The following is an 11,853-nucleotide window of genomic DNA, read 5'->3' as shown; positions in this document are numbered from 1 at the left end:
CGCCAGCGGCGCCGGGGCACCGTTGATGCCGGGGGCGTCCAGGGCGGCCGGCGCGGGCACGTCACGCTGGGTGGGGCCCGACAGCGGGCCACCGCACACCGGCCAGGCGCCACGGCCCTGGGTGGCGAGCACCCGCTCCGCGACGGCGATCTGCTGTTCCTTGGTGGCGAGTTCGGCCGAAGGGGCGTACTGACCACCGCCGTGCGATGCCCAGGTGCTCGAGCTGAACTGCACGCCGCCGTGGTAACCGTTGCCGGTGTTGATGGCCCAGTTGCCGCCGGATTCGCAACGGGCTACCTGATCCCATTCGCCATCGGTGGCCGCGGCCGCCTGGCCGGCTAGGGCGATGCTGCCGCCACCAAGAACCGCACCGGTGAAGGCGATCTTGGCGACGCTGATGTTTGAACTGCTGGGCTTACGGTGACGTCCACTCATACGCGCCGATGTATTCCTCTCTCGTCACGCGCCTGCGAGGTCAGCTGTCGGGTTCGGGTTGGAGAGGCCACCCGGCCGGCGTGGTCGTCGTGCGAGACGACGCCGGCTTCACCCCTAGGAGCCGCGAGCGGCCCCAATCCGATCACGGTGGACCGGTGGGTCCCCCGTCTCCATCCATGTAGTTCGGTGGCCCCCGCCTATTGGATGGAGCTCGGCGCGATAGGGAGGGGAGGTCCGCCAATCGGGGATGGCTGGCGAGCCTTCGGAGACGGTAACGGTTTCTGTTGGTCTCGTCACGTCTTGCGAAACCCGGCGTTTCCCTCGCAGCCATCTGCGAAAACCGCAGGAACACATAGTGTTTGCGCAGGTCAATGCGGGCTATATCGGAGCGTGATCGCGCCGTTATGAATTCGTTACGTGAGATAACTCACAGTTTCAGCCGCCAGAAAAGGGCGGCAGAACATCAATCGTGTCACCTGTTTGCAACGCCGCGGTCTCGTCGCGGACGGCGATCCCGTCGCGCAGGTACGAGCACCGGGTCAACACGGCTGCTAGGCGGGAGCCCTGAGCGGCGAGCCTCTCGACCAGCTGGCCGACCGTGGTGCCGGGGCGCAGCACCACCGTCTCCGACTCGACACCCGCGGCCGCGCGCGCGGCCGCGAAATAGCGCACCGTCACCTGGATGCCGTCGGTTTGGACAGGGGTCTGTCCCGCGGGGCTAGCCACCGATCGCGCTCATCGGGCGATCGGGCTGGATGAAGTTCGGGTCGTTGATGCCGTGACCGGCCGGCTTGCCCCACATCGCGGTGCGCCAGGCCGCCTCGATCGCCTCGTCGGGCGCGCCGCCGCGCAGCAAGCCACGCAGGTCAGTCTCCTGCTCGGCGAACAGGCAGCTGCGGATCTGGCCGTCGGCCGTCAACCGGGTGCGGTCACAGGCCGAGCAGAAGGCGTGCGAGACCGACGCGATGACGCCGAACTTTCCGCTCGGCGTACCCGGGCCGGTGTCGACCAGCCACAGCTCGGCCGGGGCCGATCCGCGCGGCGCCGGGTCGGGCCGCAGCCGGAAGTGTGGGCGCAGCGCGGCCAGCACGTCGTCGGCGCTCAACGTCGCGTCCCGTCGCCATTGGTGCCCGGCATCCAGTGGCATCTGTTCGATGACGCGCAACTGGTAGCCGAGGTCGAGACAGAACCGCAGCAGCTCCACGACGTCCTCGCGGCCGGTGGCCGGGTCGAGCACGGCGTTCACCTTCACCGGCGTCAGGCCGGCCTGCTTGGCGGCGGCCAACCCGGCCAGCACGTCGTCCAGCCGGTCGCGACGGGTGATGGCGGCGAAGTGCTGCCGATCCACGCTGTCCAGCGAGATGTTGACCCGGTCCAGGCCCACCCGCACCAGCCCCGCGGCCCGCCGCGCCAGCCCGATGCCATTGGTGGTCAGCGAGATCTCGGGGCGCGGCCGCAAGGCGGCGGCCGCGGCGACCACCTCTTCGAGGTGGCGCGCCAGCAGGGGTTCGCCGCCGGTGAACCGCACGCTGGTCACCCCCAGCCGGGTGACCGCGATGCGCATCAGCCTGGCCAGCTCGTCGGCGCTGAGCAGCTGCTCGCCGGGCAGCCAGTTCAGGCCCTCCGCCGGCATGCAATACGTGCACCGCAGGTTGCAGCGGTCGGTCAGCGACACCCGCAGATCGGTGGCGACCCGCCCGTAGGTATCCACCAGCGGGCCGGTGGTGGGCGCGTCCGCGGGTAAGGCCGGGCCGCCGTCGCGGCTCGGCACTGTCGGGACACCCAGCGTCGTCAGGGTCATGCGGCCACCGGCGGCGCGTAGTGAGTCGGCGAGCTGACCGGAACGATCTGCTTGCCCAGCGGCATCAACGACACCGGAATCAGTTTGAGGTTGGCCAGCGCCAGCGGAATGCCGACGATCGTGAGCGCCATCGCCGCCGCGCTGACCAGATGGCCGATCGCCAGCCACACGCCGAACAGCACCACCCAGATGACGTTTCCGATCAGGGCACCCGACCCCGCGGTCGGTTTGTCCACGATGGTGCGGCCGAACGGCCACAGCGCGTAGGAGGCGATGCGCAGCGACGCGAAGCCGAAGGGAATGGTGATGATGAGCAAGAAGCTGATGAGCGCCGCAGCCAAATATCCGACGGCCATCCAGAGGCCGCCGAAGACTAACCAGATGACGTTAAGGATCAGGCGCATATCTCCTCCGCGGGTAATACCAAGCGTACCGAGTGCCCGATAACGGGGGTGCTCGTTACCCGGGCATCCGAGTAGGATCAAACTCCTAATACGGCGTCCTGCGCAGGCGGGACGCTTATTGTGTTGCCTATTTCTACTGATTCGTTAGACAAGCAGGTGAGACCAGTGCCGACGGGCAAGGTTAAGTGGTACGACGCTGACAAGGGCTTCGGCTTCCTGTCGCAAGAGGACGGCGAAGACGTGTACGTCCGCTCGTCGGCGTTGCCCGCCGGGGTCGAGGGCCTCAAAGCGGGCCAGCGTGTGGAGTTCGGCATCGCCTCCGGGCGGCGCGGGCCGCAAGCGTTGAGCCTCAAGCTGATTGAGCCGCCGCCGAGCCTGACCAAGACCCGTCGCGAGGCGCCCGCCGAGCACAAGCACAGCCCCGACGAGCTGCACGGCATGGTCGAGGACATGATCACGCTGCTGGAAAGCACCGTGCAGCCCGAATTACGCAAGGGGCGCTACCCGGACCGCAAGACCGCCCGCCGGGTTTCCGAGGTGGTCAAGGCCGTGGCCCGGGAGCTCGACGCCTAGCTCTGACCCCGGGCCCCCGCTGACCATGGCCTGCGGGGACGGGCCTCAAAACGTGTGCGGCTGACGGCTTGGTGAGCGCCGCGCGAGGGTACTCCGACGTGACGTGAGTCGTTTAGCGTAGGAGGCTGCGATGGCTCAGCAGGCGCAAGTCACCGAGGAACAGGCACGAGCTGTTGCCGAGGAATCTCGCGAAAGTGGTTGGGATAAACCGTCCTTCGCCAAAGAGCTGTTCCTTGGCCGTTTTCCGTTGGAGCTGATACACCCGTTTCCCAAACCATCTGACGCCGACGAGGAGCGCACCCGCGCATTTCTCGACAAGGTGCGGCAATTTCTGGACACTGTCGACGGCAGTGTGATCGAGCGCGACGCGCGGATTCCCGATGAGTACGTGCAGGGCCTGGCCGAATTGGGTTGTTTCGGTATGAAAATTCCGTCCGAATACGGCGGGTTGGGCATGTCGCAAGTTGCCTACAACCGTGCACTGATGATGATTTCGAGCGTCCATCCCAGTCTCGGCGCACTGCTGTCGGCCCATCAGTCGATCGGGGTACCCGAGCCGCTCAAACTCGCCGGGACCCCGGAACAGAAGCGGAAGTACTTGCCGCGGTGCGCTGCTGGGGCCATATCGGCGTTCTTACTTACCGAGCCGGATGTGGGCTCGGACCCGGCCCGCCTTGCTTCGACGGCCACACCGGTCGAAGAGGGGAAGGCGTACGAACTCGACGGTGTGAAATTGTGGACCACCAACGGCGTGGTCGCCGAACTGCTGGTCGTCATGGCCCGGGTGCCCAAGAGCGACGGGCACCGGGGTGGAATCAGCGCATTCGTGGTCGAGGCCGATTCGCCGGGGATCACCGTGGAGCGGCGTAACAGGTTCATGGGGCTGCGCGGTATCGAGAACGGCGTGACGCGGCTGCACCGGGTTCGGGTGCCCAGCGAGAATCTGATCGGCCGCGAAGGTGACGGGCTCAAGATCGCGTTGACCACACTCAACGCCGGACGGCTGTCGCTGCCCGCGACCGCGACGGGTGCGTCCAAATGGGCGCTGAAGATCGTCCGCGAATGGTCCGGTGAGCGGGTGCAGTGGGGCAAGCCGCTGGCCAAGCATGAAGCGGTGGCCGGCAAGATCTCGTTCGTCGCCGCGACCAACTATGCGCTTGATGCGGTGCTGGAGCTGTCTTCGCAGATGGCCGACGAGGGACGCAACGACATCCGCATCGAGGCGGCGTTGGCCAAACTGTGGGCGAGCGAGATGGCCTGCACCATCGCCGATGAGGTTTTGCAGATCCGGGGTGGGCGGGGCTATGAGACCGCGGAGTCGTTGGCGGCGCGCGGTGAGCGCGCGGTGCCCGTCGAGCAGGCGGTGCGGGACCTGCGGATCAACCGCATCTTCGAAGGATCCAGTGAGATCATGAGGCTGCTCATCGCCCGCGAGGCGGTCGATGCCCACCTCGCGGCGGCCGGCGACCTGGCCAAGCCCGACGCCGGTTTGCGGCAGAAGGCCGCCGCGGCGGTCGGTGCGAGCGGGTTCTACGCGAAGTGGTTGCCGCAGTTGGTCTTTGGCGAAGGTCAGCGACCGAAGGCGTACCGCGAGTTCGGCCCGCTGGCGACGCACCTCCGGTTCGTCGAACGCTCGTCCCGCAAGCTGGCCCGTAACACCTTCTACGGGATGGCGCGTTGGCAGGCCCGACTGGAGCAACGGCAGGGATTCCTCGGACGCATCGTCGATATCGGTGCCGAGCTGTTCGCCATGTCCTCGGCGTGCGTGCGCGCCGAGGGGCAGCGTGTCGCCGATCCCACCGTCGGTCGGCAGGCGTGCGAGCTGGCCGAGACGTTCTGCCAGCAGGCGACCCTTCGCGTCGAAGCGTTGTTCCATGCGTTGTGGACCAACACCGACGGCAGCGATGTTCAGCTCACCCACAGCGTCCTGGAGGGTCGTTACGTCTGGCTGGAGGACGGGATCGTCGACCAGTCGGAAGGCACCGGCCCGTGGATCGCGCACTGGGAGCCCGGCGAGTCCACCGAGACCAACCTGGCCCGCCGATTCTTGGCTGGCGATCGTTCGGCAACGAGCCGGTCCTGAGAGACGATGGCAGCTATGGCTTCCTATGTCGCTCCGGCGGGCGAATTCACCCGCGACACCGACTACATCGAAACGCGCATCACTGCCGATGGGCGCGACGGCTATCCCGTCGAGCCCGGCCGTTATCGCCTGGTCGTAGCCCGTGCGTGCCCGTGGGCGAACCGCGCGATCATCGTGCGCCGCTTGCTGGGCCTGGAAAATGTTCTCTCCATTGGCTTTTGCGGCCCCACGCACGACGAGCGCAGCTGGACGTTCGACCTGGATCCGGGTGGTGTCGACCCGGTGCTCAAGATCCCGCGGCTGCAGGACGCCTACTTCAAGCGGTTTCCCGACTACCCCAAGGGCATCACGGTGCCTGCGATCGTCGACGTCAGCACCGGTGCGGTGGTCACCAACGACTTCGCGCAGATGACCCTGGACCTGTCGACGGAATGGTCGGCCTACCACCGGGAAGGGGCGCCCGAGCTGTATCCCGAGCCGCTGCGCGCCGAGATCGACGAGGTGAGCAAGAGGGTCTACACCGAGATCAACAACGGGGTGTACCGGTGCGGGTTCGCCGGTTCGCAGCAGGCCTACGACGCGGCGTATGACCGGTTGTTCACCGCCTTGGATTGGGTGAGCGAGCGGCTGGCCAATCAGCGATTCCTGGTGGGCGACACCATCACCGAGGCCGACGTGCGGCTGTTCACCACCCTGGCCCGGTTCGACCCCGTCTATCACGGGCACTTCAAATGCAACCGAAGCAAACTGAGCGAGATGCCCGTTTTGTGGGCCTACGCCCGCGACCTGTTCCAGACCCCGGGGTTCGGCGACACCGTCGACTTCGTCCAGATCAAGCAGCACTACTACATCGTGCACGCCGACATCAACCCCACCCGGATCGTGCCCAAGGGTCCGGACCTCGCCGGCTGGCTGTCGCCGCACGGGCGAGAGAGCTTGGGCGGCAAGCCCTTCGGCGATGGCACACCGCCGGGGCCGCCGGTCGAAGGGGAGCAAGTACCGGCCGGCCACGGGGCCTAGTTCTCGGTGGACCCTCAGAACACCAGCCGCACTGACCATTCCGCGTGCGGGACGTCGCGCAGTTCGCCCGCGGGATCCACGGCCAGCGTCAGCAACTGCACGACGATCCCGGCCAGGCGCCCGCGATGCGGGTCGACCGAGGGGACGGTGACCGCGAACCGGGTGCCCGGCCGGAAGATCGTGCTGGTGGTGTTGGTGGGGTCGTCGTAAACCTGCAGCAACCGCCAGGGCGCCCGGTAGATGGCGTCGGGCACCGAGAGCTGAATCGGGTAGCGCTCGCTGACCTTCAGCTCGCCTTGGTTCTGCGGCGTCTCGCAGTCTTCGAGGTTGAGCACGTTGCAGTACAGGTACGGCCCCACCCGGGTCAGGTGGCCGTGCGAGTACGCGCTGATTTCGGGGTGCCGCGGTCCGGAGCGGCCCACCAACAGCCAGGTTGCGACGCCTGCTCCGACACAAAGCACGGCCACCAGGCAGGCGAGCAGCACGGCCACGCCCCGCTTGCTTCCGGACTTCACTCGGCTACCACCGCCGTGGCGCCGACACCGCGGGGCTTGCCCTCCTGCTCGACCATGATCGGCCTATTCCCTCCCAGGCCGGGAATCAGTGAGTTGCCGCGGAAGCTGACCAGGGTCTGCGCCAGGCCCAGGATGAGCAGCGCGGTCACCGCGGTAAAGCCGACCCACAACTCGGTGTACACCAACACCCCCAGCGCGCCGCCGAGGACCCAGGCCAATTGCAGCGTCGACTCCGAGCGCCCGAAGCCCGACGCGCGGGATTCCTCCGGCAGGTCGTCCTGCAGCGACGCGTCCAGGGATGCCTTCGCGATGGCGCTGGATCCCGACGTGACCAGGGTGGCGATCACGGCCAGCATCAGGTTGCCGGCCACCGAGGCGGCCAGCGCGACCGCGCTCACCGCCACCGTGCAGCGCACCACCAGCGCGGCGGGCCGGCCCAGCTTCAGGCGCGCACTGGTGAAGTTACCGACGAAATTGCCGATCCCGGCCGCGGCGCCGATCATCCCGAGCATGGCGATCTGGGCCCAGCCGTTGGCCTGATGGGCCTTGGCCACGAACGCGGGATACAGGAACAGGAAACCCACCATGACCTTGATCGTGCAGTTGCCCCACAGCGAGGTGATGATGTTGCGGCCCAACGGCTGTCGCAGCGCCCCGCTGACCTCCTTGTGCCAGCTGCGGCGCAGCGGTTCACTGTCCTGGCGATAGCTCAGGGTGGCGGGAACCTCACCGGCAGTCACCTCGACCCAGCGCGGTATCCGCATCGACAGCATGGCGCCGGCGATCGTCACCGCGATCACCACGAACAACGCCCCGGGCAGCTTGAACAGGTGGGTGCAGACGAATTCGACGCCACCCGCGATCGCACCGCCGACGATGGTGCCGCCCAGCAGACCGAACATGGTCAGCCTGGCGTTGACCCGCACCAGGTCGATGGTCGGCGGCATCACCCGCGGCGTCACCGCGCTGCGCAGCACGCTGAACGACTTCGAGAACACCATCATCGCGAGCGCGCACGGATAGAGAACCCACGACGGGAAACTGCCGGTGGCGCCGTCGTAATTCATCACCAGCAGCACGGCCAGCGCGGTGCGCAGGGCGAACGACGCGGCCAGGGCGACGCGGCGGCCGTGCTGCAGCCGGTCCAGCGCCGGGCCGATCAGCGGCGCGATCACCGCGAACGGCGCAATGGTGATCAACAGGTACAGCGCGACCCGGCCCTTGCTCTCGCCGGTGGCCGCAGCGAAGAACAACGTGTTGGCCAGCGCGACTGCCATCGCGGCGTCCACCGCGAAGTTGGCCACCACGGGCCACGTCAGCGCCGTCAGGCCGGACTTGTCGGCGCCGTCGGCCGTCGCGGCGCGCTGGACCATCCAGTACATCCGCGAACCCATCTCGCGGCTGCGCAGTGCGGCGGCGCGGGTGACGGTGATCCGCTCGCCGGAAGCCGGACCGCGAGGCGCCGCGGCGCTGTTGCGTTCGGGCTCGGGCTGGTGGCCCAGCGGGGGCAGGTAGCGGTTCGCGCTCGGCATCGGCGACGGCCGGCGGGTGCGCCGATCGGCGGCCCCGCCGGCGGGGTAATTGGCCGCGCCCGGATGCTGGGAGGCAGGGCCATTGCGGGGCCGGCGGCCCGGCTGAGAGGCCACCCGGCCCGGATTGTTTTGCCGCCGTCCAGACACGTCCCGATTCTCCCCTATCCCGACTGGATGCGTCTGCAGGTAACGGGGCGTGGCTCGTCAACCTAGTATTGGAACCGCAATGCAGAAAGAAGACAGCGCGACCCGACCCATCGAGGAGCCCACCGTGGAGTACGCCGTGGCGACCGCGGCCGACTGGCCCGAGGGGTTGGCGACGGTGCTCACGGGCGCGGCAGACCAGGCCAGGGCCGCGGTCGTGGAGTTCAGCGGGCCGGAGATGGTCGGCGACTATCTGGGCGCCGGCTACGAAGACCCGAACACCGCGACCCACCGGTTCCTGGCGCATCTGCCCGGCTACCAGGGCTGGCAGTGGGCGGTCGTCGTCGCCGCCTATCCCGGCGCAGATCACGCCACCATCAGCGAAGTGGTGCTGGTGCCCGGGCCGACGGCGTTGCTGGCCCCGGAATGGGTGCCGTGGGAGCAGCGGGTGCGGCCCGGGGATCTGAGCCCCGGCGACCTGCTGGCGCCCGCCGCCGACGATCCCCGGCTGGTCCCCGGCTACACGGCCAGCGGCGACCCGCAGGTCGACGAGACCGCCGCGGAGATCGGGCTGGGCCGGCGTTGGGTGATGAGCGCCGAGGGCCGCGCGGAGGCGGCCGAGCGCTGGCGCACCGGCGACTACGGCCCTGACTCGCCGATGGCGCGATCGACCAAGCGGGTGTGCCGCGACTGCGGCTTCTTCCTGCCGCTGTCGGGATCCCTGGGCGCGCTGTTCGGCGTGTGCGGCAACGAACTGTCGGCCGACGGGCACATCGTCGACAAGCTGTACGGCTGCGGTGCTCATTCGGACACCCCCGCCCCGGCGGGCACCGGATCGCCGGCCTACGAGCCCTACGACGACGGCCTGCTCGACGTCACCCAGGCACCGGTCGAGCCGTCGCCGCCGCCCGCGGAGTCGCCAGAGGCGGCCGAAGCGCCGCCGGAGTCCGAGGCCCTAGAGCCCCGGCCCGAGACGTCCGGTGGGCCGGCAGGCGTCGAGCCCGTGTCCGAGGCGGCGGAGACCGAGGCGCCGGAGACCGAGCGGCAGCCGGAGACCGAGCGGCAGCCGGAGACCGAGCGGCAGCCGGAGCCCGAGACGTCGGATTAACCGGTTTCGGCGGCGGCCTTGATGCGCGCCAGCGAGGCGTTCATCCCGTCGAGCAATTCGCGTTCGAACTTCTCGGTCCCGCCGAAGAGCGCATTCACCGACAGGTTGGAAAAAGCGGTGACGCCGTTTTCGGCGTGACGGCTCTCGATCAGCCGCGTGCCCTCGCCGCTGGGCTCGAGCTCGTAGGTCCAGATGGTGTTGTTGGTGTCCACGCGGAACGCGAGCTTGCGGTCGGGGACGATCTCGACGACCGTGCACGTCGTCGGCCAGAACATCCGCTTGCGACGGTTGAGGTTGAGGGTCCTGGTGCCCTGACGGACCGGGCCGAACGGCTTCATCCACCGGCACTGCGGGCTCCACTGGGGCATTCGCCGCAGATCGGAAATCAATCCCCACACCGTGGCCACCGGCGCGTCGATGTCGACGTGTGTTTGCAGCAGCGGGGCTACCATCGCTCCTCCAGGTGTGCGAACTACTTGTGGTCGAGAAAGCTTTCGAGCCCGGCCTGCGCGCCGCGCGCACCGCGCCGGGCCGCGGCCAGCTGCAGCAGGAAGATACTGGTGCCGAGCGCCCCCACGCCCAGCCCGGCCAGGGCCACCGGACGCCAACCCTGCAGGCTAGGCACCAGGAACGCGGCGGCCAGCGCGGCCAGCCAGCCCAGCGCGCCGAGCGCGATGAAGGGCCACACGTGCAGCAGCGCGGCCGGCAGCGGCGGCGCGGTGCGGGGTTCGGCGGACATCGCGATTAACATAGCCCGCCGCCGGTGTCCGCGGGCGGCGCACCCACTTCCCGAAACGGATGATCTCCAAACCGCTGGGCGAGCCGGGATGGGCCGGCGGGTAAGCGTTTCGAGCAAAATTCCGAAGCTTAGCGAAAACGATCCACACCCGGCGTTCACCGGTTCGTGTCCCGGGTTCTCAGGCTTCCGTGTAACCTCGCGCCATGCCTGACAGCGATGCGCGGCTGGCCAGCGACCTGTCACTGGCTGTTATGCGGCTGGCCCGCCAACTGCGGTTTCGCAACCCGTCGTCGCCGGTGTCGTTGTCCCAGCTGTCGGCGCTGGCGATGCTGACCAACGAAGGCCCGATGACACCGGGCGCCCTGGCGATCCGCGAACGGGTCCGGCCGCCGTCGATGACCCGGGTGATCGCGTCGCTGGCCGAGATGGGCCTGGTGGACCGGGCGCCGCATCCGGTCGACGGCCGGCAGGTGCTCGTGTCGGTCTCCGAGTCCGGGGCCGAGCTTGTCAAGGCGAACCGTCGTGCCCGCCAGGAGTGGCTGGCCAAGCGGCTGGCGACGCTGGACAGCGAACAACGCGACACCCTGCGTAGCGCGGCCGATCTGATGTTGGCCCTGGTCGACGAAGGCCCGTGAGTTACCGGACCGAAGCCCTGAATGTTCAGGACGTTGACGACCCCGACGATCCCCGGCTCGACGATTTCCGGGACCTGAACAGCGTCGACCGTCGTCCCGATCTGCCGTCCGGCAAGGGGCTGGTGATCGCCGAGGGTGTGCTGGTGGTCCAGCGCATGCTCGCGTCGCGGTTCCGCCCGCACGCCCTGCTGGGCACCGACCGCCGGCTCGCCGAGCTCGAGGATGATCTGGCCGGCAGCGCCGTGCCGTTCTACCGAGCCTCCGCCGACGTGATGGCCCGGGCGGTCGGTTTCCACCTCAATCGCGGCGTGCTCGCGGCCGCCCGGCGGGTGCCCGAACCCAGCGTCGCCGAGGTGATCGCCGGGGCTCGCACCGTCGCGGTGCTCGAAGGGGTCAATGACCACGAGAACCTCGGCTCGATCTTCCGCAATGCGGCGGGCCTCGGCGTCGACGCGGTGGTGTTCGGCGGCGGCTGCGCCGACCCGCTGTACCGCCGTGCGGTCCGGGTGTCGATGGGCCACGCGCTGCTGGTGCCGTATGCGCGCGCAGCCTGCTGGCCCGCCGAGCTTGAGACGTTACGGGAGAAGGGTTTTCGACTTATGGCGATGACGCCCCAAGGCACCGCGTGCGCCCTGCCGGAGGCGATGACGACCGCGCGGGACGAACGCGTCGCGGTGCTGGTGGGCGCCGAGGGACCGGGGCTGACGCCGGCCACCCTGCGGATGAGCGATGTGCGGGTACGCATCCCGATGTCGCGGGGCACCGACTCGCTCAACGTCGCGACGGCGGCGGCGCTGGCGTTCTACGAGCGGACCCGCTCGACGACGAGAGGCGGCGATGGACAGCCAGACTAGGCTCCGGCTG

At 68.7% G+C, this 11,853-nt stretch carries 13 protein-coding genes, 1 pseudogene and 1 riboswitch; of the genes and pseudogenes, 6 read left to right on the top strand and 8 right to left on the bottom strand.

From position 1 onward, the window contains the following. The 4 genes from ACYQ8K_RS08410 to ACYQ8K_RS08395 form a co-directional block, all read right to left on the bottom strand. Positions 1–435: transglycosylase family protein (locus ACYQ8K_RS08410; RefSeq protein WP_459968015.1), on the bottom strand; the 435-nt coding region annotated here is incomplete at its 3' end. A gap of 13 nt (positions 436–448) precedes the next feature. Beyond that, positions 449–634, bottom strand: a riboswitch (cyclic di-AMP (ydaO/yuaA leader). A gap of 236 nt (positions 635–870) precedes the next feature. Beyond that, on the bottom strand, positions 871–1,161 hold the full coding sequence (locus tag ACYQ8K_RS08405; protein ID WP_459968014.1) for a MoaD/ThiS family protein: 291 nt from the start codon (positions 1,159–1,161) through the stop codon (positions 871–873). Then, positions 1,154–2,236 (bottom strand): GTP 3',8-cyclase MoaA, encoded by a 1,083-nt coding sequence (gene moaA, locus ACYQ8K_RS08400; RefSeq protein ID WP_459968013.1) that lies wholly within the window; start codon positions 2,234–2,236, stop codon positions 1,154–1,156. Before moaA ends, ACYQ8K_RS08405 begins: the two co-directional genes overlap by 8 nt. Beyond that, positions 2,233–2,640 carry a YccF domain-containing protein gene (locus tag ACYQ8K_RS08395; protein WP_459968012.1) on the bottom strand — a complete coding sequence of 136 codons (408 nt, stop codon included), beginning with the start codon at positions 2,638–2,640 and terminating at the stop codon, positions 2,233–2,235. The genes moaA and ACYQ8K_RS08395 overlap by 4 nt, the downstream gene beginning before the upstream one ends. A 165-nt stretch (positions 2,641–2,805) precedes the next feature. On the opposite strand from ACYQ8K_RS08395, the gene ACYQ8K_RS08390 reads away from it, so the two are divergent. The 3 genes from ACYQ8K_RS08390 (at position 2,806) to ACYQ8K_RS08380 (ending at position 6,316) form a co-directional block, all read left to right on the top strand. Then, entirely contained in the window at positions 2,806–3,213 is a 408-nt protein-coding gene (locus tag ACYQ8K_RS08390) for a cold-shock protein (RefSeq protein WP_065030451.1), read from the top strand. A 130-nt stretch (positions 3,214–3,343) separates the two neighbouring features. Next, positions 3,344–5,296, top strand: a complete 1,953-nt coding sequence (locus ACYQ8K_RS08385) for an acyl-CoA dehydrogenase family protein (RefSeq protein ID WP_459968011.1) — start codon at positions 3,344–3,346, stop codon at positions 5,294–5,296. Between the two features lie 15 nt (positions 5,297–5,311). Further along, on the top strand, positions 5,312–6,316 hold the full coding sequence (locus tag ACYQ8K_RS08380) for a glutathione S-transferase family protein (protein ID WP_459968010.1): 1,005 nt from the start codon (positions 5,312–5,314) through the stop codon (positions 6,314–6,316). Between the two features lie 14 nt (positions 6,317–6,330). Here ACYQ8K_RS08380 and ACYQ8K_RS08375 read toward each other — a convergent pair whose 3' ends face one another. Both ACYQ8K_RS08375 and ACYQ8K_RS08370 read right to left on the bottom strand, forming a co-directional pair. Beyond that, the gene (locus ACYQ8K_RS08375) at positions 6,331–6,831 is read right to left on the bottom strand and encodes a DUF2771 domain-containing protein (protein ID WP_459968009.1); all 501 of its coding nucleotides are present in this window, start codon (positions 6,829–6,831) and stop codon (positions 6,331–6,333) included. After that, entirely contained in the window at positions 6,828–8,477 is a 1,650-nt protein-coding gene (locus ACYQ8K_RS08370; RefSeq protein WP_459968008.1) for an MFS transporter, read from the bottom strand. Before ACYQ8K_RS08370 ends, ACYQ8K_RS08375 begins: the two co-directional genes overlap by 4 nt. Positions 8,478–8,619: 142 nt before the next feature. Between ACYQ8K_RS08370 and ACYQ8K_RS08365 the strand changes: the two are divergent. Next, positions 8,620–9,405 (top strand): annotated as a pseudogene (locus ACYQ8K_RS08365) (DUF3027 domain-containing protein); the annotation flags it as partial. A 206-nt stretch (positions 9,406–9,611) separates the two neighbouring features. Here ACYQ8K_RS08365 and ACYQ8K_RS08360 read toward each other — a convergent pair. Next, entirely contained in the window at positions 9,612–10,067 is a 456-nt protein-coding gene (locus tag ACYQ8K_RS08360; protein WP_459968007.1) for an SRPBCC family protein, read from the bottom strand. A 20-nt stretch (positions 10,068–10,087) separates the two neighbouring features. Continuing rightward, positions 10,088–10,354 (bottom strand): DUF2530 domain-containing protein, encoded by a 267-nt coding sequence (locus tag ACYQ8K_RS08355; RefSeq protein WP_459968006.1) that lies wholly within the window; start codon positions 10,352–10,354, stop codon positions 10,088–10,090. 203 nt (positions 10,355–10,557) lie between these two features. On the opposite strand from ACYQ8K_RS08355, the gene ACYQ8K_RS08350 reads away from it, so the two are divergent. Next, positions 10,558–10,989 (top strand): Rv0880 family HTH-type transcriptional regulator, encoded by a 432-nt coding sequence (locus tag ACYQ8K_RS08350; protein WP_459968005.1) that lies wholly within the window; start codon positions 10,558–10,560, stop codon positions 10,987–10,989. Beyond that, complete coding sequence (locus ACYQ8K_RS08345) at positions 10,986–11,843, top strand: TrmH family RNA methyltransferase (protein WP_459968004.1); 858 nt, start codon at positions 10,986–10,988, stop codon at positions 11,841–11,843. Before ACYQ8K_RS08350 ends, ACYQ8K_RS08345 begins: the two co-directional genes overlap by 4 nt. Positions 11,844–11,853 lie beyond the last annotated feature (10 nt).

The sequence above is a fragment of the Mycobacterium sp. MUNTM1 genome (genome assembly GCF_054660795.1).
Note: the sequence above shows the minus strand (reverse complement) of the source record. Positions and strands in the feature narration are given on the sequence as shown.